The organism is Bacillus cereus group sp. BceL220 (genome assembly GCF_051776965.1).
Classification (GTDB): Bacteria; Bacillota; Bacilli; order Bacillales; family Bacillaceae_G; genus Bacillus_A; species Bacillus_A cereus.
The window spans coordinates 38484-59430 of sequence record NZ_JBPWBC010000019.1 but is presented as its reverse complement, the minus strand read 5'-3'; the positions used below and the strand labels follow the sequence as shown (position 1 = coordinate 59430).

The following is a 20947-nucleotide window of genomic DNA, read 5'->3' as shown; positions in this document are numbered from 1 at the left end:
TCGAGATTTCGGCGGATGACTCCCGGTTGTTCATCACAACCGCAAACTTTTACTTAAATCATTAAGGTGACTTAGTGGACAAAGGTGAAAGTGTGATGAGAGAAGAGGAACGGATGAAAACTAGCTGTATAAGTATATACGGACTTAAACCCAATCGAGAGGAAGGTGAAAGCCGTTACAAGCTTACAGGGCTAGCAATATGTAATCCGTTTTTTTAGTATAAATAAAAATGGTATCGGACTATGTCGTTACATGTTCGCAGAGCAGTGTAAGCATTTGTAACGGCGACTAAACATGTGTGGAATCGTAGGATTTATTGGAGAGCAAGATGCAAAGGAAATTTTATTAAAAGGTTTAGAAAAGCTAGAATATCGTGGATATGATTCAGCAGGTATTGCAGTACAAGCAGAGAACGGTGTTGTTGTATACAAAGAAAAAGGCCGTATCGCAAAACTTCGTGAAATCGTAGATGAGAACGTAGCAGCAAGCGTAGGTATCGGACACACACGCTGGGCTACACACGGTGTTCCAAGTAAAGTAAACGCGCATCCGCATCAAAGTACATCAAAACGCTTTACACTAGTTCATAACGGTGTAATTGAAAACTATGAATTAGTGAAAAAGGAATATTTACAAGATGTAACGTTCGTAAGTGAAACAGATACAGAGATTATCGTACAGCTTATGGAACAACAAGTGAGCACAGGATTAAGTGTAGAAGAAGCGTTCCGTAATACGCTATCTCTTTTACATGGCTCTTATGCAATCGGATTACTTGATGCTGAAAATCCAAACATGATTTATGTTGCTAAAAACAAAAGCCCGCTATTAGTAGGTGTTGGTGACAACTTTAATGTTGTGGCGAGCGACGCTATGGCGATGTTACAAGTTACAGATCAATTTATTGAGTTAATGGATAAAGAAATCGTAATCGTAACGAAAGAAAGTATTACAATTAAAAATTTACAAGGTGAAACGATTGAACGTGCACCGTTTACAGCGGAATTAGATGCAAGTGATATTGAAAAAGGAACATACCCTCATTTCATGCTTAAAGAAATCGATGAGCAACCACTTGTAATCCGTAATATAATTCAAAAGTATCAAGATGAAAATGGCGAGATTGAATTAAATCAAGACATTCGCAATGCGATTTTAGATAGCGATCGTATTTACATCATTGCATGTGGAACGAGCTATCATGCAGGTCTTGTTGGAAAACAATTTATCGAGAAGTTTGCAAAAATGCCAGTTGAAGTGCATGTAGCAAGTGAATTCTCTTATAACATGCCATTATTAACAGAAAGACCATTCTTCATTTACATTTCACAAAGTGGTGAAACAGCTGATAGCCGTGCAGTACTTGTACAAACGAATGAAATGGGTCATAAAGCATTAACGATTACAAACGTACCTGGTTCTACGCTTTCTCGTGAAGCTGATTATACACTTCCGTTATACGCTGGACCAGAAATTGCAGTTGCATCAACGAAAGCTTACACAGCACAGCTTGCAGTACTTTCAATTTTAGCAGCTGATATTGCTAAAGCAAAAGGTGAAGTTCTTGATTTCGATTTAACACACGAACTAGGACTTGTAGCAAATGCAATGATAGAACTTTGTGATCAAAAAGAAGAAATGGACGCATTAGCAAAACAATTTTTAGCGACAACGCGTAACTGTTTCTTCATCGGACGTAGCGTAGACTTCTACGTAGGATTAGAAGGTGCGTTAAAACTAAAAGAAATCTCTTACATCCAAGCAGAAGGATTCGCTGGAGGAGAGTTAAAACACGGTACAATCGCTTTAATCGAAAATGGTACACCAGTTATCGCACTTGCTACACAAGAGCACGTAAACCTTGGAATTCGCGGCAACGTGAAAGAGGTAGTAGCACGCGGAGCTAACCCATGTATCATCTCAATGAAAGGCTTAGAAATGGAAGGAGACAGCTTTGTATTACCAGCTGTACACGAAGCACTAGCACCGCTAGTAGCAGTTATTCCATTACAACTTATTTCATACTACGCAGCACTTCACCGCGAGTGTGACGTTGATAAGCCACGTAACTTAGCTAAGTCTGTTACTGTTGAGTAGGAGATTGGTAGGTTAATAAATATAGTTGTAGTTTTAAAATAAATTTACAAATTTGCACCCCTTTAGATATTTTATCTAAAGGGGTGTTTTTGTGTCGAAAAATAACATCTAGACTTGGTAAGTGGATAGAACCCTATAGATTAAAGTTTTACCTTATCGAATTCACTTTTATTTATCTGAATTTCCCATTATTATTTTAAGTATTCATGAACAATTTCTTTGATTACGACAAAAAGAGACGAGAGATTTATGGACATTTCAGGGGGGATATTGATGAAAACGATTAAAAAAACATATCTAAGTATAGAAGAGATTATTTCATTACCAACCTTATCAAGTACAAACATAAGTGATGATGGTAAAAACGTAGCATTTGTAAAGAAGACGGCTGATTGGAAAGACAATACATATAGGAATCATGTATGGATATATGAAAAAGATAAGAAGCAGAGTTACCCATTATCAAATGGGGATATAGATAGTACACACCCATTATGGTCTCCAGATGCTAAGTGTATCGCATATCTTAGTCCAGTTGGTGATGGGAAAAATCAGATATTTGTTAAGTCGCTAGATGGTTATAGCGAGGTTCAAATTACTGATGAGAAGGAAGGAATTAGTACATTCAAATGGGATCCTGCTGGTAAAGGTTTTTATTATGTTGCACAGTCAAAAGAATGTGAGGAAATAAAGAAACGTAAGGAATTATATGGAGATTTCCATCATGTAAGTAAGGAACACCAGAATAATTGTTTATATTACATTGAAATAGAAAAGGTGATACAAAGTGATACAGATGAACACGAGAACAGAGTTGTTTATCGATTAACTGATGGTAAGGATTTTCATATCCATGAATTTGATATTTCAAATGATGGTAAAAAGGTTGTATTTATGGCGACAACAAGCTCAAATATGGCAGATTATATAAATGGAGATCTATACATACTCCATATTAAAGCTGGAGAGCTACAAAAGCTGAATGTGGATAAATTGTTGGGAGGGAGTGTTTGCTTTTCTCCAGAGGGCAGCAAAATTTGTTACTCAGCAAGCATAAGAGAGAGGGATTACTATAGAAACTATATACAAGATAGTACGTTAGAGATATATGATATTCATAATGGAGAGCTAATTCAACCTTTAACAGATTTTGATAGTACGGTTATGCCATTACAGTGGACAGCTAAAGGGATTTTAATTAGATGGCAGAATAAAACGAATTATCTTATTGGGTTGCTAGCTGAAGATGGAACTGTGGAAATACTAAGCGAAAAAGTAGATGGCTTTATAATGGATGCTTCTATAACAAAGGATGGCAAATATATATCCTACAATAAGGCAATAACAAATGAAACCTTTGAAATCTATTTAGACGATAAAAAAATAACGGATGAAAATAGCTTTTTCAAAGGGAAACTTAGAAGTAACAGGGAAATCATCTCATGGAAAAGTAGCGATGGTCTTGAAATAGAAGGTGTTTTATCAACGCCAGTAGAGTTTGATACTAATAAAAAATATCCTTTATTAGTAGTAATTCACGGCGGTCCGGCTTGGGCGTCTTTTCCGATATTTTCAGACTGCTTCAATGAGAAATATCCGATTGAACAGTTTATTGAAAAAGGCTTTATCGTTTTAGAACCAAATTACAGAGGAAGTTCAGGTTATGGTAATGAATTTTTAAAAGCTAACTATAGAAAACAGGGGATTGCTGACTACGATGATGTTATATCTGGAGTGGATGAACTAGTAGAAAAAGGGATGGTAGACAAGGATAGAGTAGGAGTTATGGGATGGAGCAACGGTGGATATGTATCAGCTTTCTGTTCTACATTTAGTAGTCGATTTAAAGCTATTTCAGTTGGCGGTGGAATCACTAACTGGAGTACCCATTATGTAAATACAGATATACCTTACTTTATTAGAATGTATTTAGGAAATACTCCATGGAATGATCCAGAGATATATACGAAGACATCACCTATGACGTATATTGAATCAGCTTGTACGCCTACCTTAATTCAGCATGGAGAAAAGGATGCAAGAATTCCAATTACAAATGCATATGATCTATATCAAGGATTAATGGATATGGAAGTGGATACAGAATTAATTATATTTAAAGGAATGGCATATAGTCCTAATCAGCCGGGAATGAATGTAGCTATTATGAAGCAGAATTTGATGTGGTTTTCACACTATATTCTTGGAGAAAGTATGGAGGGTTTTAGAACTTTATAATGGATGTTTGTACAAGACATAAGGCTGAAACGGTCTTCATCTTGAGATGATTTATTATAAAATATATACTTAAACTAATATCTGTACACACATCAGGGAGGACTAATATGACAGGAAATAAAAATGACTTACAAGTAGAAAAACGTCAAGAGTTATTGAAAGTATTGCAAGCTCGTTTTGAGAAAAATATGAACCGCCATGAAGGGCTTGAATGGGCTAAGGTTGAAGCTAAGATAGAAGCTGATGCTGAAAAATTATGGTCACTTAACGAAATGGAAGTAACTGGCGGTGAGCCGGATGTTGTCGGTTATGATGAAGAAAAGGACGAATATACTTTCTATGATTGTTCAAAGGAGAGTCCTAAAGGCCGCAGAAGTCTTTGTTATGATCTTGAAGCGTTAGAATCAAGAAAAAAACATAAACCAGAAAATAATGTTATTGATGTTGCAAATGCTATGGGCATTGAACTATTAACGGAAGAACAATATCGGGAATTGCAACAACTTGGGGATTTTGACATGAAATCATCAAGTTGGGTACAAACACCTTCAGATATTCGAGAACTCGGTGGTGCTCTATTTTGCGATTATCGCTTCGGACATGTTTTCGTGTACCACAATGGAGCAGATTCCTATTACGCTGCCAGAGGTTTTCGTGGCTCGTTAAAAGTTTAAATTAGGATAAATAAGAAAAAGAGCCTATACTCAGGCTCTTTTTCTTATTTATATTTTAAAAGTAAACTGTTACTACGCAGTTTTACTTAATTTATATGTTCCGTGGTTATTTTTACGGAAAAGTTTAGGGAAAACATAGCCATCTAATCCAATACGTCCAGCGTTTTGCCCTGCAACTAAAATGAACATAGTTAAAATAAGCAGATTTGGGTTTACACTAACAGTTCCGCTTAATAAAAATGAAAGATTCATTATAATTCCGAAAAATGCAGCTGTTTTTGTTAATCCGCCTAAAATTAAACCTAGACCTACTAAAATTTCTCCCCATTGAACTAAAAAGCTAAATAGGTCTGCGTTTGGAAGAACAAAATGTTGAAGAAAATCTGCCCACCAACTTTGTACTGCAGGGTGGTCACCTGATGCTTGAGCAATAGCGCCCTTTAGAAAACCACTTGCGTCAAAAGATTGTCCGAAGACTTTGCCTATCCCAGCAGCGAGCCATGCATATCCTATGTAAAATCGTAAAAATAATAATATGAAAGCAGCACGTTTATCAGTTCTTAAAAAATTGATAATCATTGAAATCCCTCCAATATTGTATTTACAAGTTTATTATATATCCATTGTGAAAAGATTCACAATGGATAAAGTGTGAACAAAAATGGTGTTTTTATAAAATGAAAAAGGCATATAACAATCATATGTTATATGCCTTTTCTAATATATACTTAGTAACTTATTTAGGTAATGTAAATTTAGCTTTTTTACCTTGTGAAATATCTTTAGCTTCTTTATTTCTCATAGGTCCTAACTCAATCTCAAAGCTTTTGTCTTTCCAAATCTTTTCATACTGCTCTTGATCTAAAATATATACTTGTAGTAACTCTCCAGATGTTCCAGTTTTAACTGCAGCATTATAGTCATAATTTAATAGCATACCTTCATTAATCGTATATTGTGTACCATCATTCACTCTTAATGTAGAGCTTATAGGAGACAGTGAAACGTCTTGAGCATCTTTGTTATCAAGCTTGAATTTTACTGTTAACAGAACAAGACCGTTTTTAAAATTTGCAAAGCGTGGAGCTTCGACGGAATTTGGTGTGAATTGAGTGAATTGGTATCCGTCTAATGTAACATTAACAGCGCCTAATTCTTGGTTGTTATTAATACTTGATTTCTCTTTTAACATTTTTTTATCGCCCATGTTATTAGCTGTAGCTTTATCTTGGTAGAAAGTATTATCTGTTGCAACTTTTTCAGCACCCTGTTTGTTTAAACTTAATGAAAAGCTTCCAGGATTTCCGATTGGAGCATCAAATTTTCCTTTATTAGCTTGTGCAGTTGGGACTGTGACTGAGACTGTTGAGAGACTTGAAATTTTCGCTAGATCATCTTTTCCGAATGGATAAGCGATATAACCAGAAATAGTTTCTCCTGCTTTTACTAAGTAATTATTCGTTGGAGCAAGTTTAGTTGGGAGCTGATCTTCTTTTGGAATTAAATCTTTATAGTTACTATATGCTTTCTGCGCGCCAGTAAATGACATGTCCAATGCTGGCATATAATAAATATCTTTAGCTGAACTATTTTTTACGCTGTAGTTCACAAGAATAACTCCGCCTTCTGTTTGACGATTAAACGGAATATCGAAGTTTGTATGGAATCCATTTAATTCAACTAATGTGTAACTATTCATTGATACTGAAACATCTTCAGCTTTATAGACTTGTGGTTCTTTATTTTCAAAAAGAACTTTTGTTTTACCACCTGTTTCTTTTTCCATATAGGAAATCAGCTTAGAGTAGTCGCTTGATCCAGTAGCTGTATTTTCAGGATTTTTATCTTCAGTTTTTTTATCTTCGGATTTTTTTTCAGTAGGTTTACTTTCTTTCGTTGTATCTGTTTTTTCCGTTTTGCTTTCTTTTGTTGCATTCTCTTTTTGTTCTTTATTTGTCGTATCGCTTTGAACACAGCCGGTTATTACAAAAGCTGCTACGATTACTGCAGAAAATAAAGAAAGTAATTTTTTTGACATGTTTCTTCCCCCTATTTGTTTAAAACTAAACTCTCACATTAGCCCCACGTTTTATTATAAGAAGGTTAGTCAATATTTACCAGTATTTTTCTGATTATTTCCATTATTTATTATATTATAATATAATAAATTCGATAGAAGTTTGGAATGGAATATTGGTTTTTATTTTTTTATCATTTGAAATAGTACATCATATTGGTATGATAGAAACAGAGATATATGGAAAGGAGACAAGGACTCGATATGTGGATGAACCTGTAATGATTAGAAATTGGATAGATGAATTTTTCTCTCATAAGTGAGGGTTTATTTAGCTATTTGTAAATCATGCAAGGAATGCATAGTTGGCTTGTACATCCCTTTTGTAAGGACAGAGGTCTAGGTGGGGAAATTTATATCTCTTATATAAAATATGCGTCCTTTAAACTTGGAGGAGTATATGATGAACCAATTAAAAAATAAAGTAGCAGTTGTTACAGGCGTAAGTCGTCTAGACGGTATAGGAGCAGCGATTTGTAAAGAATTAGCTGAGGCAGGATACGATATATTTTTTACGTATTGGACGGATTATGATAAAGAGATGCCTTGGGGCGTTGATAAAAATGAACAAATACAATTAAAAGAAGAGCTATTACAAAAAGGTGTTAGAGTATTGAGCATGGAGTTAGATTTAACTCGGAATGATGCACCGAAAGAGCTTTTAAATAAAGTTACTGAACAATTAGGGTACCCTCATATATTAATTAATAATGCAGCATATTCTACGAATAATGATTTCTCTACGTTGACTGCTGAAGAATTAGATAAGCATTATATGGTTAATATTCGTGCGACTACATTGCTCAGTAGTCAATTTGCCCGAGGATTTGATAAGAAATCTGGTGGTAGAATTGTTAATATGACTTCGGGGCAATTTCAAGGTCCTATGGCAGGAGAACTAGCTTATGCGACAACGAAGGGAGCTATTGATGCTCTTACTAGTACGTTGTCAGCAGAAGTAGCTCAATTAGGAATAACAGTGAATGCAATTAATCCAGGACCAACCGATACAGGATGGATGACTGAAGAGATAAAACAAGGGTTAAAGCCGATGTTTCCTTTTGGCAGAATTGGTGAGCCAAAGGATGCAGCTAGACTCATTAAATTTTTAGTAAGTGAAGAAGCTGAGTGGATTACGGGGCAAGTTATTCATTCAGAAGGCGGATTTAAAAGATAAAAAGAAGGTATCTCACCCTGGTGAGATACCTTCTTTTTTAATCTTTCTTCAGTCTTCGTGCAACCCCATTACCTAAAGACTGTAATCCTTGAACGAGGATAATTAGAATAAAGACGGTTGCATACATTACTTCAGGTTCATAGCGTAAATGTCCGAAGCGATATGCTAAGTCCCCTAGCCCGCCAGCACCTACAAGACCAGCCATTGCTGTTGCGCCGATTAAGCCAATCGTTGCAATTGTTAATCCAAGTACAAGGGAGGGACGAGCTTCTTTAACCATGACGTGCCAAATGATTTTTATAGTAGAGACTCCCATCGCTTGATAGGCCTCAATAACCCCTCGATCTACTTCTAGTAAGGCTGTTTCCATTAAACGTGCGATATAGGGAGCTGTGAAGACGACAAGTGGTACGATAACACCTTGCACGCCAATGGATGTTCCCATTAGAAACTTTGTAAAAGGTAAGATGAAGAATAATAGAATGATAAATGGAAGAGAGCGAATGATATTAATAATTGTATTAAGAATAGGATAGATGATTTTATTTTCACGCTGCCCACCAGGTCTCGTTAAAACAAGTGTGACGCCAAGTGGCAGTGCAATAAGGATTGAGATGAGTAATGAAATAGATGTCATTTGAAAGGTTTGAATTGTGGCTTCCCATATGACTTTACCCCATTCATCCAAAAAGGACTTGTTTCCCATAATCTGTTCTACCTCCTTCTACAATGATTCCTTGCTCTTGTAAAAATGATAAAGCACGGTGGATTTCATTTTGTTCTCCTTGCATATGAACGACTAGTTTCCCATATGCTTCATGTTTTAACTGCGTAATATTACCGGATAAAATATTCGGATACACTTGGAAACGTTTTGTGGCAACAGCTAAGGCAGGTTCACCTGAAGTAGTACCAATAAATGAAAGTGTTACAATTTCTCCAGTATTCTGTAGTTCTTTCTGTACCTCTTCTGGAATTTTAGCTGCAAAGGCGCTATTTACAAATTTCTTCGTTGTTACATGTTGTGGGTTTGTGAAAATATCTTTCACAGTCCCGCTTTCGACTACAGATCCATGTTCCATAACGGCAACGCGGTCGCATATACGTTGGATAACGTTCATTTCGTGTGTAATGAGTAAAATCGTAATTCCAATTTCTTTGTTAATCTTTAATAACAAATCAAGAATAGAATCAGTTGTTTCTGGATCTAAAGCGCTCGTTGCTTCGTCACTTAATAACACTTCAGGCTCATGTGATAGTGCACGTGCAATTGCAACGCGCTGTTTTTGACCGCCAGAAAGTTCACTTGGATAAGCATCTTTTCGATTGAAAAGATCGACAATGCGTAAATATTTTTCTACCCTTTTTTTAATTTCCACTTTTGGAATACCAGCAAGGCGTAAAGGTAATGCAATGTTTTCATAGATGCTAACAGTTTTAAGTAAATTGAATCCTTGAAAGATCATTCCGATTTTTTGTCTCGCTTTTGCTAGTTCTTTTGTCGATAACGTTGTTAAGTCTTGTTCGTTTACAATGATATTTCCTGTCGTTGGTTTTTCTAATAAATTTACACATCGAATCAATGTACTTTTACCAGCGCCACTATACCCAATGATTCCAAATACCTCGCCTTTTTCTACTTTAAGGGAAGTAGACTTAAGAGCCTCAACATACCCTTTTTTTGTTGTAAATACTTTGGATATGTTTTTTAATTCAATCATTATCGTCAGCTCCTACCAAGATGGTAAAACTGAACCATCAAATTTTTTCTCGATAAACTCTTTTACTTCTTTAGATTGATAAGCTTTCTTTAATTTATTTACAACGGCATCATCTTTATTTTCAGTACGAACAACAACCCAGTTCACATATGGTGAATCTTTTCCTTCGCGGAAAATAGAATCTTTCGCCGGACTTAATTTTGCACCTAATGCAAAGTTTGTGTTAATTGCAGCTGCTTTCACTTCACTTAGTTGCGTTGGTAATTGAGATGCCTCTAATTCGACAATCTTTAATTTTTTTGGATTTTCAATTACATCTTTTGCAGTCGCTTTTTCTGTAGCCTTTGGATCAACTTTTAAAACCCCTGCTTTTTCAAATAATTTTAAAGCTCGAAGTTCATTCGTTGGGTCATTTGGTACAGCAATTGCATCGCCGTCTTTTAAGTCTTTTACATCTTTTATATCTTTAGAATATACGCCCATAGGGAATGTTACTGTTGAAAATACTTCAGCTAATTTCATATTGCGTTCAGCTTTAAATACATCTAAATACGATTTTGTTTGGTAGCTATTTACATCAAGGCTTTTTTCATCTAAAGATACGTTTGGCGCTACATAATCATTAAATACTTTTATATCAATTTCGAGGCCATCTTTTGCGGCAACTTCTTTTACCTTTTCAAAAATTTGTTCATGCGGCCCACCTGTTACACCGACAGTAATCTTTTTCTCGTCTAATGCTTTTACCTCTTTATCTGAACTCGCGCTACATGCGCCTAATAATAATACTGCTCCGCTTACAATGCTTAATAATACCTTTTTCATCTATAAATCCCCCTTCATATACGTTCCAAAATAAAAAGCACCTCCCAAAAATAAGAGAGGTGCCGAATAGACGAAATAGATTCCTCTCTTATCTTCCAAAACGAAAACTCGTTTTGCAGGAATTAGCACCTTAGCTTATACGTCATAAGCTCGGTTGCCGGGCATCATCGGGCCAGTCCCTCCGCCACTCTTGATAAGAGTATGTGTATGTAGTTTTGAATATGGTACTAATAGTAAATCGTACAGAAAGAATTGTCAATGATATTTTCAGAATATATTTTATTTTAAGGTAATCGAAATATTTCCTTTCTTATGGCCCATTTCTACATACGTATGGGCTTCTACAACTTCTTCTAATCGGTAAGTTCTATCAATGACAGGTTTTAGCTTTTCTGTTTCAGCTAGTTGTTTTAGTAGGTTCATATCTTCTTTACTGACCTTTGCCATCATTCCGTTCACAGATACATATTTTCCATTAGGCATTAATGCATCTGTACAAAGAGACTTATTATATTTTCCAACTGCGTCAAATATAATATCGTAGTGATCGCCCCGCTTAGTAAAATCTTCTTTCATATAATCAATTACGTTGTCTGCACCTAAAGCTGTTACTAAATCGAAATTCGAACTACTACAAATGGCTGTGACAGTCGCCCCGAAGTATTTAGCAAGTTGTACGGCAGCTGTCCCTACTGACCCAGAGGCGCCGTATATAAGTACTTGTTGCCCTTTTTTTATCTGTCCTTTTCTAAGGAAGTGCAATGCTGAAGTTCCGCCAAAAGGAATAACGGCAGCTTCTTCATAGGTCACATTGGTAGGTTTTAATGCTATTAATCCACTTTCATGCACGCATGTGTATTCGGCATAACCACCAAGATTTAGTTCTGTTAATGCAAAAACTGGATCACCTTTTTTAAATTGTGTTACATCTGATCCAATGTCTTCGATTTCACCGGACAACTCTACGCCAAGTATAGGTTTTCTCGGTTTTCTGAAACCTAATATGATCCGCATAGGAATCCAAAATAAGAGGGGGCTATTAAAGCCACGTATTCTACAATCTCCAGTCGATACACTTGTTGCGTGAATTTTAACTAATACTTCATTTTTTTTAGGTTTAGGCTTTTCTACATTTTGAAGCTGGAGAACATTAGGTGGTCCATACTTTGTGCAAATAATCGCTTTCATAATGACCTCCTGAAATGAGTTGTTATTATTTACATCATATTTAAACTTTTTCTCAAACATGTTGTTATATAGGAAATAAATTTAAAGATAAATATTACGAATTATATAGATTTAATAGGAAAAGAGATGATATTATTTTGGGGAAGGAGGGGACGTTATGAAAAAACTTATTTTAATTTCAAGTTTAGTACTTGCAGTCGGTCTAGGAGTAGGGTGTAGTAATGAGAAAACAAAAAAGACTGATGAACCGAAAAAAGAAGCTGTGCAGAAAGAAAAGGAATTAACAGCGAAGGATGTTTTCAATAAAGCGAATGAAGCTTTTAAAAACGAAGAAAATGTAACGATGACATATGATGTGGGAATAAAGGCTGAAGGAACAGAGATGAATGTAATAAAGGCCAAAATGCAACTAGAGCCGAAGAAAAAAAATTCTCGTTCTGAAATGAATGTTTCTGGTACAGAGGTTGTTGTTTATGATGTGGGTGGCAAAATTGCTGGTCAGTTGAAAAATCCTAATACGGGTGAAGTTATGTCTGTACCAGAGGAACAATTAAATGCTAACGGAATGAACGCGACTCAAGGAATGGTAGATAATTTAGAGATTCCATCGGAAATTTTAAATAAAGTGAAGATGGAGAAAAGTGGAGATAATTATAAGCTGAAGTTTGCATTAAAAGGGCAAGAGACAGAGAGTATGCTAGCTAGTATGGATGAAAAGCAGAAAAAAATGCTACAAGGCCAAAATGCAAAGATAGAAGAAATAGATGGGGAATATATTATTACAAAAGATTTTAAATATGAATCAGCAAAGATAGATATGGTTATGAGTAGCAATGGTGAGGATAAAGCGCACATTATTACGGATGCGAAGTTTACATCGTATGATAAATTTGATCCAATACAATTGCCAGCAGCAAAGTAATCACTGTCAAGAGAGGTACCTGAAAGAACGGGTATCTCTTTTTGTTGCTAATAAGGAGAGTGTCCTTTGAAAAAAAGAAAGATAGTAGTGGTCATTGTCGCATATACGGTTTTGCTTGCAACGTCTGTACATACGTATAAAAAACAAATTGATCATCCTATTATGAGTGATGTAGGTAAATTGCTTCCGACAAAAATAAAACGTGTTGAAAGTGCTACGGAAGAGCACTCGTTAATAAAATTAGTGCGAGATGCAAAAGTTTCAGGAGAGAAAATTTCCATTGCAGGCATGCAACATAGCCAAGGAGGACAGACATATTATCCGAATGGCACGATGCTTGATATGAAAGGATATAATAAAATATTAGAATTCGATCCAGAGAAGAAGCGTATTACAGTTCAAAGTGGTGTCACGTGGAATGATATTCAGAAGAAAATAAATCCATATGGCCTTGCGGTACAGGTCATGCAGTCTCAAAATATTTTTACTGTTGGTGGTTCATTAAGTGTAAATGTACATGGGCGTGATATTCGTCATGAGGCACTAATTGATACAGTAGAGTCATTCAGATTGTTAATGGCAGATGGCACGGTACGTAATGTAAGTAGAGAAGAAAATGCAGAGTTATTTCCATATGTCATTGGTGGTTACGGTTTATTTGGAGTTATTTTAGATGTGACGCTGAAGTTAACAGAAGATGAATTATATGAAATGCACACGAGAATGATAGATTATAAAGAATACGCATCTTATTTCAAAGAGAAAGTGAAAAGAGATGAGAATGTTCGTATGCACTTAGCGCGTATTTCTGTTGCTCCAAATTCATTTTTAAAAGAGATGTATGTGACGGATTATACTTTGGCACAAAATCAAAATATGAGAGAAGAGTACAGTGAATTAAAGGAAGAAAATATTATAGCTGCACCTAAATTTTTACTTGGGTTATCACGTTATAGTGATTGGGGAAAGAATACATTTTGGGATATACAAAGAGGTTATTTTGAACGTACAGATGGAAAGTATGAGACGCGTAATAATGTTATGAGATCAGATAGTGCTTTTATGGAATATGAAAATCAAAATAGGACCGAAGTGTTACAAGAATACTTTGTGCCTATAGATGCTTTCACGAAGTATATAGATGATTTACGTAACGCATTAAATGAAGAAGAGTTTAATTTACTCAACATTACGATTCGTTACGTGGAAAAGAATGAAAATGCAGTTTTGTCCTATGCGAAAGATGATATGTTTGCGCTGGTTCTTTTGATTAACCAGGGACGCTCAGAGAGTGAGATAAAGAAAACAGAGGATGTCATTCGGAAGATGATTGATGTTACTTTAAAGCATAACGGTAGTTACTATTTGCCGTACTATTCTTATCCAACGAAAGAGCAGTTAAAAAGGGCATATCCTCATATTGAAGAATTTCTCAAGAAAAAGAAGGAAGTAGATTCAGAAGAGAGATTTGTTAATTTATTTTATAGGGAGTATACGAAATGACATATAGAAGATTTGTGGCTTCGCAAAGTATTATCATGATGGCAGGAAGTATGGTATTTCCTTTTTATATATTATTACTTCGAAACGTTGGAAATAGCTTCTCGCAATTTGGCTGGGCGTATGGCTTATTTGCTTTAACATCAGCACTTGTATATCCACTAGTGGGAAAGGTATCTGATCAAGTAGGTGATAAAAAATTATTAATCATATACGCTTGGTCCATGGCAATCTTAATGCTTTGCTTTCCGATTGCCACGGAAGTATGGCATGTGTATATTCTTCAAATTGTAATGGGAGTTTTAGGTGCTGTGCAGCGTAATACTGAGAAGACTTCATTAGCACGAAAGGTTGCGCAGGAAAAGGCTGGTTATGAGATTGGAAAATACCATGTGTGGACATCCATTGGCGGAGCAGTAGCGGTTATTGCCACGGGATATTTAGTAGATTTCTTTACGATTGGTACAATTTTTTATATTGCATCTATTCTATATGTAGTGAGCGGGATTGTATTAAGTAGTAAAAAAATATAACTATTCCTATTTTCACCTTAATACCCTTTATTTGTTATACTAAAAGGGAATACAAAAGAAAAGGGGACAGTGCCTTTGATGAAATTTGTAGTTTTAGCTATTCTTACTTTGTTTTTGATTCCATGGACAAGAAGTAGTAGTAAGCTTCGAGCAGTGGATAAGAAGGGAGATAAGAAGGTTGTAAAGGGTAAGAAATCATCTATTTTAGTTATTCCTGTTTTATTTTGGATAGGTATTGCAATCTATGAATACTTTTGGCTAATTGATGATCGAGTAGACTCGATTCTTACTCATTATTCTGTTGCAGTAGCAATTTTAATTGGGCTTGTTTTATTTTCACAAGATCAAATAGGGAAATTAGAAGGTACATTAAAAGGACTTCTAATGTTTATTTTACTCGCAAGTTACGGCTACTTTGGATATTTGCACGATATAGTAATCTCGCAAAAGAAATATGATTCTGTTGTTAAGATAGAGAAAGATATTTCAGAGCCATTTACTGAAAATGACCAGCCGTTTACAGTGCCGCCAAAGACAGCGGAGAATAAGATGAAAAAAGTATTTGGTGATATTCCGAAAGTAGCTTATTTTGAGCTAGGAGAATTAACGCCACAAATGGTAAACGGCGAAGCTTTATATGTAGCGCCGATTGAAGTTTCAGGATTTTTTAAAGCGCGTAAAGCTGAGATAATTCCAGGGTATGTAACGATGTCAGGTACGAATCCTGATGCGGAAGCGAAACTGCACCTCGGTTATAAAATGAAATATGTGCCAAGCATGTTTTTTGGTAATAATTTAGAGCGTGTGGTAAGGCAAGCAGAACCAAATTTAATCTTTAAAGGAAAACCTAAATTTGAGGTTGATGATAAAGGAAAACCATATTATACAATGACGTATGGTGAATTTATTTCAGGAAGATCTGGATTTGAGGTAGAAGGTGTTGTCGTAGTAGATGCACAAACAGGAGAAGTGAAAAGATATGATAAAGGAAAGGCACCTAAATTTGTTGATGGTGTATTAAATCATGAGACTGCATCTACGTTAAATACGTACTTTGGCAAATATATTCACGGATTTTGGAATACGAAATTCTCACAAACAGATATGAAAATTCCGACTGAGTGGGGAACGAAAGAAGGCGTGACCCCGATCTTTGGTAAAGATGGAACACTGTATTATTTTACAGACTTTACTTCTCCAAAAGAAGGAGTAGATTCAGCCCTAGGCTATTCATTAGTAGATGCACGCACAGGCAAGCTATATTACTATAATGGAAAAGAAGTGAAGGGGATTATGGATGGTTCAGCAGCTACAGAAGTAGTGGATAATTCCTTTAAGAGAGAGAAATGGCATGGGACAATGCCTGTCATTTATAACGTATACGGAAAACCAGCTTGGATTATTCCGGTTGTTGATGACGGAGGCCTAGTACGTGCACATACAGTTGTATATGCTGCTAATGCAAAAATATTTGCGACAGGTTCGACGCAGAAAGAAGCGCTTGAGAATTATAAAAACGTAATGAGCGGTAATGGTGATACCTTTAGACCAACCTCAACAGGAAAAGAAGCGCAAAAAGAAGGTATTGTACAACGTGTATATAAAGAGAAATCAGGTGAAAATACAATCGTGTACGTACTTTTAGAGAATGAACAAAAGGTATTTATGATACCAGTGAAGAAATTCCCGTATGCTATGTTTACAGAAGTGGGAGATCCAATTCAAATTACATATTTAGATACGGGAGAGACGATGGCCTCGGTATCCAAATTTACGAATAGTAATGTGAAAAAGTAAAGCGATAGAATCTCTATCGCTTTTTTTTTACGTTATGAAAGAGGAAAATGCGCTGTACTTGACGTATGTTTATGATGTAACTATAATTGTTACGATTCAGTGTGTATAGGAAAGGGTGAATGGAAAAAGTGAATGAAGTTAATCACGAAATATATAAACCTGTAAAGATGAACAGGTTATGGATGATTCTTGTATTAGGAACACTTACGGCGATTGGACCATTATCTATTGATATGTATTTGCCTTCGTTACCAAAGTTAACGGATGATTTACAAACAGGTGCATCCCTAGCGCAGCTTACATTGACAGCTTGTTTACTTGGGTTATCAGTAGGACAATTATTTGTCGGTTCAATTAGTGACATTTATGGAAGGCGCAAACCTCTTATTATTGCTCTTATTATTTATGTTGCTTCTTCTTTACTTTGTGCTATTGCGCCATCTATTTGGACTTTAGTGTTATTGCGCTTCTTACAAGGAGCTTCAGGATCAGCGGGGATTGTTATATCACGTGCAATGGTACGTGATATGTACTCAGGTTCTGAAATGACGAAGTTTTTCTCACTGCTTATGTTAGTAAACGGAGCAGCACCTATTTTGGCACCGATTATTGGGGGGCAATTATTACAGTTTACAACGTGGCGCGGTGTTTTCATCGTTCTTGGAGCAATTAGCGTATTCATGTTAATCTCAGCTACTTTTGTATTGCGTGAAACATTACCTCCTGAAGAAAGAGAAACGGGTGGTTTGTCAGGGACTTTGGCGACGTACGGAAAATTGTTAAAGGACCGTCTGTTTATGGGATATGCATTGTCACAAGGATTAGTAACAGCGGCGATGTTTGCATACATTTCGGGCTCACCATTTGTGTTGCAGAACATATACGGAGCATCACCACAGCAATTTAGTTTGTTCTTTGCAATTAACGGTATTGGTATTATTATTGCCAGTCAGGTTACTGGTCGCTTAGCGGGTAAAGTTAGTGAGAAGAAATTATTTGTCTCTGGCATTATTATTGCAGCTGTTGGTGGTCTATCTTTACTACTGACAATCTTACTAGGAATAGGTTTAATTGGTGTTTTATGCTCGTTATTCCTTGTTGTATCAAGTGTCGGTGTTGTATCAACAACTGGATTCTCGTTAGCGATGAGAAATCAGAAGCAAGCTGCAGGAACAGCGTCAGCATTATTAGGTTTATTACAGTTCATTTCAGGAGCACTTGTTGCTCCGCTAGTAGGTATTGGTGGAAGTAATACAGCATTACCGATGGGTGTTGTTATTGCGCTTTGTGAAATTGGTGCTGTATTATGTTATCTATTTATGGCTAGAAGAAGTGAGAAGCAGTTTGAAATGCAGCAAAAACAAAACCTAGAGGCTTAACAAAAAAGAACTGATTCAAAGGAAATATTTGAATCAGTTCTTTTTTTCATTTCTTTGAAATACCCCATACATATTATTCATGATCGTATCATATAAAACAGCAAGTTTATCCCACACCCAGCGATTACTATCGACTTCTTTTTCTCCGCAGTCGATAATATCAGTATGATCGGTAATTTTATACGCTTTTTTAACGATAATAGGAGCAATCTTCGGTATACGTGGGATTTCTTTTAAGATATCTGCAAAGTTTCCAATGTAGACATGACCGATGATTTCGATTGTTAATGATTTATCCGATATATTTAGCACAGTATGAAATTGATTTGTATGTTGTTGTTTTAAATATTGGGCTAACTTAAATGGAGCATGCTTCTTTTTTAATACACGGCGAAGGCTCTCTGTATTTTCAATATGAAGTGATTTTTCGCGAATAAGGACACGAATATCTTCTTCCATAAAACGCATTGTGTTGTACATAGATGATTCTCCTTAAAAACTTACATATGCTTGCTTTATGCATATGTAAGTCTAGCATGGTTTGTTCTTTATGTGTGCTTACATTTTTGTAAGGTGATGTAGTAAAGCGTTGCAAAACTTAATTGCATAAAGTGACGATACTGTGACAAAAATGTTGGTATGTATATTAAGGTATCGTCTTAAGTGTAAAAAGTAGGATGTTCTCGGTATAATAACAAGTGGAGATAAAAGAAACTATAATGAGTAGTAGCTGTAGATAAAAGGAGAAGAAGAGATGAAGAAGGTTTTGGGTATTGCTGTAATGGGAAGTATGATCCTTCTAGCAGGATGTAATGGAAATAAAGATACGAAAGAACCGAAAGAAAAGGTAGAGCAATCTACTGAACAAACAGAAGAGATGAAAGAATACCGTGCAGTACATGAAAAATACGATATGAAAATGAATAAAGAAATTAATAACGCACTGCAGCTATTTGAAGTGGCAAAGGAAAAGGGCGGTAAGGAAATAACGAAGGCTACATATAAAGAAGATGTGAAAAAGGTAACAACGAGCATGTTAGAAGATATTGATAATATACGTAAAGAAATTCATGTTCCGAAGTCGAAAGAGCAAGAACATGAGGTATATGTTGGTTTCTTAAATGAATCGGAACAAGCGATGAAAAAATTACAGAAGTTAGCTAAAGAAGAAGATTCATCGTTGATTCGTGATATAGAAATTAATTTCGCAACAGCATCGACATACTATAAACGTTTTCAAGCAGAAACGAAAAAATAACCTTGCCTGTGCAAGGTTATTTTTTCTTCTTGCCATCTCCGTCTTCATCCTCAGATACTAATATTTTCTGTTCTTCGTGAAATTCGGAAATAGTTTGCCCGGTAATATTATCGAAAGGAGTATAAAAAGAAGTAATACGTTTCTTTTTAATAAAGAGTTTATAGGAGCCGATGATGAAAAGTATAACGATTGTTAAGGGTAATCCTATAGTAGCAAGAAGTAAGGGGTCCATCTTATAACTCCTTTAACATCATTTCTTTTTATTATAAGCCGAAAACTGTAATTTCGATAAATGAATTAAAAACTGATTTTTCTAAATTTATCCAATTTGATTGACTTTTCAATTTTTCAGAATTATAATTCGAAATATACAATTTGAACCAAATAATAATATAGCAATTTACTTATCCAGAGAGGTAGAGGGACTGGCCCTATGACACCTCAGCAGCGGGTTCTGTAATAGGAACACCGTGCTAATTCCAGCAAGCAAGTCTTGAAAGATAAGTGATGGGCCTTTGTTTGTTAAGCCTTGATCTTATTTTTTAAGATCAAGGCTTTTTGTATTCTAAAAAGAGAAAAGGGAGTAATGGAAAAAGTACATTCATAAAACAAAGTAAATTCATGTGTTTAGGGGGTTATTGAAGTGTATGTAATTAAAAAATTATCGGTTATGGTGTTCACACTATGGGTTATTACGACAGTGACATTTCTAATTATGCATATTATTCCGGGAGATCCATTTTCATCAGATGCAAAAATCTTTCCTGAAGAAGTGATCCAAAACATGAGAGCGAAGTATCACCTTGATGAACCGTTATGGAATCAATATGTTGCTTATTTAGACGGTGTAGTTCATTTTGATTTTGGTGAATCTGTTCAATCAACCGGGCAAGGTGTATCAGAAATTATAACAACTGGCTTTGGTCCATCAGCAATTATTGGTCTACAAGCACTTGTTATTTCATTGTTAGTAGGAATTGCGGCAGGGACATTTGCTGCTCTATATCATGGGAGAGTAATTGACTATAGTGTGAGTTTGCTCGCAATTTTAGGTATTTCTATTCCAAGTTTTATTTTAGCACCACTATTTATACAAGTATTCGCTATCCAATTTGAGTTTTTACCAGTAGCCTCTTGGGGAACATTCGAACATACGGTATTGCCATCCTTTGCATTAGCGTTAGGGCCAATCGCAGTTATTACAAGGTTTGTTCGTTCTAATATGATCGAAGTACTGCAGAGTGATTATATTAAGCTAGCAAGAGCAAAAGGTATACCAATTAAGAAGATTATTATAAGACACGCTCTTCGAAATGCGATTGTTCCAGTACTTACATTTGTTGGACCGTTAATGGCTGGACTCTTAACAGGGACTTTCGTTATTGAAAAAATCTTTTCAATTCCTGGCCTAGGAAAATATTTTGTAGATAGTATTTTTAACCGAGACTATCCGGTGATTATGGGAACAACGATTTTCTATAGTGCATTATTAATTGCTTGTATTTTCATTACAGATATTATTCATCGCATTGTTGATCCGCGTATTCGTTCTATTACATAA

19 protein-coding genes, 1 pseudogene and 2 riboswitches are annotated in these 20947 nt (G+C 35.6%); of the genes and pseudogenes, 12 read left to right on the top strand and 8 right to left on the bottom strand.

Annotation, left to right across the window (positions count from 1 at the left end; genetic code table 11):
* The first annotated feature begins 95 nt into the window (after positions 1 to 95).
* From ACS2FK_RS27385 to ACS2FK_RS27370, 4 genes and pseudogenes are all read left to right on the top strand, one after another.
* Positions 96 to 282: pseudogene (locus tag ACS2FK_RS27385) on the top strand (hypothetical protein).
* Between the two features lie 12 nt (positions 283 to 294).
* On the top strand, positions 295 to 2097 hold the full coding sequence (gene glmS / locus ACS2FK_RS27380) for a glutamine--fructose-6-phosphate transaminase (isomerizing) (RefSeq protein ID WP_000334155.1): 1803 nt from the start codon (positions 295 to 297) through the stop codon (positions 2095 to 2097).
* A 273-nt stretch (positions 2098 to 2370) separates the two neighbouring features.
* Positions 2371 to 4335 (top strand): S9 family peptidase, encoded by a 1965-nt coding sequence (locus tag ACS2FK_RS27375; RefSeq protein ID WP_023520828.1) that lies wholly within the window; start codon positions 2371 to 2373, stop codon positions 4333 to 4335.
* A 107-nt stretch (positions 4336 to 4442) separates the two neighbouring features.
* Positions 4443 to 5009, top strand: a complete 567-nt coding sequence (locus ACS2FK_RS27370) for a DUF4256 domain-containing protein (protein ID WP_023520829.1) — start codon at positions 4443 to 4445, stop codon at positions 5007 to 5009.
* A 72-nt stretch (positions 5010 to 5081) separates the two neighbouring features.
* On the opposite strand, the gene ACS2FK_RS27365 is transcribed toward ACS2FK_RS27370, so the two are convergent.
* Together ACS2FK_RS27365 and ACS2FK_RS27360 are read right to left on the bottom strand one after the other, a co-directional pair.
* Positions 5082 to 5588, bottom strand: coding sequence for a DoxX family membrane protein (locus ACS2FK_RS27365; RefSeq protein WP_023520830.1), 507 nt, complete (start codon positions 5586 to 5588; stop codon positions 5082 to 5084).
* Positions 5589 to 5745: 157 nt separating this feature from the next.
* A complete protein-coding gene (locus ACS2FK_RS27360; protein ID WP_063546199.1) occupies positions 5746 to 7047 on the bottom strand; it encodes a DUF5068 domain-containing protein in 1302 nt (433 codons plus the stop codon).
* Positions 7048 to 7486: 439 nt separating this feature from the next.
* On the opposite strand from ACS2FK_RS27360, the gene ACS2FK_RS27355 reads away from it, so the two are divergent.
* A complete protein-coding gene (locus ACS2FK_RS27355; protein ID WP_002094237.1) occupies positions 7487 to 8263 on the top strand; it encodes an SDR family oxidoreductase in 777 nt (258 codons plus the stop codon).
* A gap of 37 nt (positions 8264 to 8300) precedes the next feature.
* Here ACS2FK_RS27355 and ACS2FK_RS27350 read toward each other — a convergent pair whose 3' ends face one another.
* From ACS2FK_RS27350 to ACS2FK_RS27335, 4 genes are all read right to left on the bottom strand, one after another.
* A complete protein-coding gene (locus ACS2FK_RS27350) occupies positions 8301 to 8969 on the bottom strand; it encodes a methionine ABC transporter permease (RefSeq protein WP_000527151.1) in 669 nt (222 codons plus the stop codon).
* Complete coding sequence (locus ACS2FK_RS27345) at positions 8944 to 9984, bottom strand: methionine ABC transporter ATP-binding protein (RefSeq protein ID WP_063546201.1); 1041 nt, start codon at positions 9982 to 9984, stop codon at positions 8944 to 8946. The genes ACS2FK_RS27350 and ACS2FK_RS27345 overlap by 26 nt, the downstream gene beginning before the upstream one ends.
* Before the next feature lie 12 nt (positions 9985 to 9996).
* Positions 9997 to 10809: a MetQ/NlpA family ABC transporter substrate-binding protein gene (locus ACS2FK_RS27340; RefSeq protein WP_000756981.1), complete on the bottom strand. Its 813-nt coding sequence runs from the start codon at positions 10807 to 10809 to the stop codon at positions 9997 to 9999.
* Positions 10810 to 10894: 85 nt separating this feature from the next.
* A riboswitch (SAM riboswitch) is annotated at positions 10895 to 11009 on the bottom strand.
* 79 nt (positions 11010 to 11088) lie between these two features.
* Complete coding sequence (locus tag ACS2FK_RS27335) at positions 11089 to 11997, bottom strand: NAD(P)-dependent alcohol dehydrogenase (protein WP_000643858.1); 909 nt, start codon at positions 11995 to 11997, stop codon at positions 11089 to 11091.
* Between the two features lie 157 nt (positions 11998 to 12154).
* Between ACS2FK_RS27335 and ACS2FK_RS27330 the strand changes: the two genes are divergently transcribed.
* The 5 genes from ACS2FK_RS27330 to ACS2FK_RS27310 all read left to right on the top strand — a co-directional run bounded on the left by ACS2FK_RS27330 (position 12155) and on the right by ACS2FK_RS27310 (position 18128).
* Complete coding sequence (locus ACS2FK_RS27330; protein WP_000733614.1) at positions 12155 to 12919, top strand: DUF6612 family protein; 765 nt, start codon at positions 12155 to 12157, stop codon at positions 12917 to 12919.
* A gap of 66 nt (positions 12920 to 12985) precedes the next feature.
* A complete protein-coding gene (locus ACS2FK_RS27325) occupies positions 12986 to 14422 on the top strand; it encodes an FAD-binding oxidoreductase (RefSeq protein ID WP_063546203.1) in 1437 nt (478 codons plus the stop codon).
* Positions 14419 to 14952 carry an MFS transporter gene (locus ACS2FK_RS27320; protein WP_000222367.1) on the top strand — a complete coding sequence of 178 codons (534 nt, stop codon included), beginning with the start codon at positions 14419 to 14421 and terminating at the stop codon, positions 14950 to 14952. Before ACS2FK_RS27325 ends, ACS2FK_RS27320 begins: the two co-directional genes overlap by 4 nt.
* 78 nt (positions 14953 to 15030) lie before the next feature.
* Positions 15031 to 16749, top strand: a complete 1719-nt coding sequence (locus ACS2FK_RS27315; RefSeq protein ID WP_063546205.1) for a DUF3981 domain-containing protein — start codon at positions 15031 to 15033, stop codon at positions 16747 to 16749.
* 119 nt (positions 16750 to 16868) lie between these two features.
* Complete coding sequence (locus ACS2FK_RS27310) at positions 16869 to 18128, top strand: multidrug effflux MFS transporter (protein WP_141435916.1); 1260 nt, start codon at positions 16869 to 16871, stop codon at positions 18126 to 18128.
* Positions 18129 to 18161: 33 nt separating this feature from the next.
* Here ACS2FK_RS27310 and ACS2FK_RS27305 read toward each other — a convergent pair whose 3' ends face one another.
* Positions 18162 to 18608, bottom strand: a complete 447-nt coding sequence (locus ACS2FK_RS27305; protein ID WP_063546207.1) for a hypothetical protein — start codon at positions 18606 to 18608, stop codon at positions 18162 to 18164.
* Between the two features lie 274 nt (positions 18609 to 18882).
* Between ACS2FK_RS27305 and ACS2FK_RS27300 the strand changes: the two genes are divergently transcribed.
* Positions 18883 to 19386 carry a hypothetical protein gene (locus tag ACS2FK_RS27300; protein ID WP_063546209.1) on the top strand — a complete coding sequence of 168 codons (504 nt, stop codon included), beginning with the start codon at positions 18883 to 18885 and terminating at the stop codon, positions 19384 to 19386.
* 16 nt (positions 19387 to 19402) lie between these two features.
* Here ACS2FK_RS27300 and ACS2FK_RS27295 read toward each other — a convergent pair whose 3' ends face one another.
* The gene (locus tag ACS2FK_RS27295) at positions 19403 to 19618 is read right to left on the bottom strand and encodes a DUF3951 domain-containing protein (protein ID WP_048655823.1); all 216 of its coding nucleotides are present in this window, start codon (positions 19616 to 19618) and stop codon (positions 19403 to 19405) included.
* A gap of 169 nt (positions 19619 to 19787) precedes the next feature.
* Positions 19788 to 19893, top strand: a riboswitch (SAM riboswitch).
* Between the two features lie 136 nt (positions 19894 to 20029).
* On the opposite strand from ACS2FK_RS27295, the gene ACS2FK_RS27290 reads away from it, so the two are divergent.
* Positions 20030 to 20947 carry an ABC transporter permease gene (locus tag ACS2FK_RS27290; RefSeq protein WP_000289326.1) on the top strand — a complete coding sequence of 306 codons (918 nt, stop codon included), beginning with the start codon at positions 20030 to 20032 and terminating at the stop codon, positions 20945 to 20947.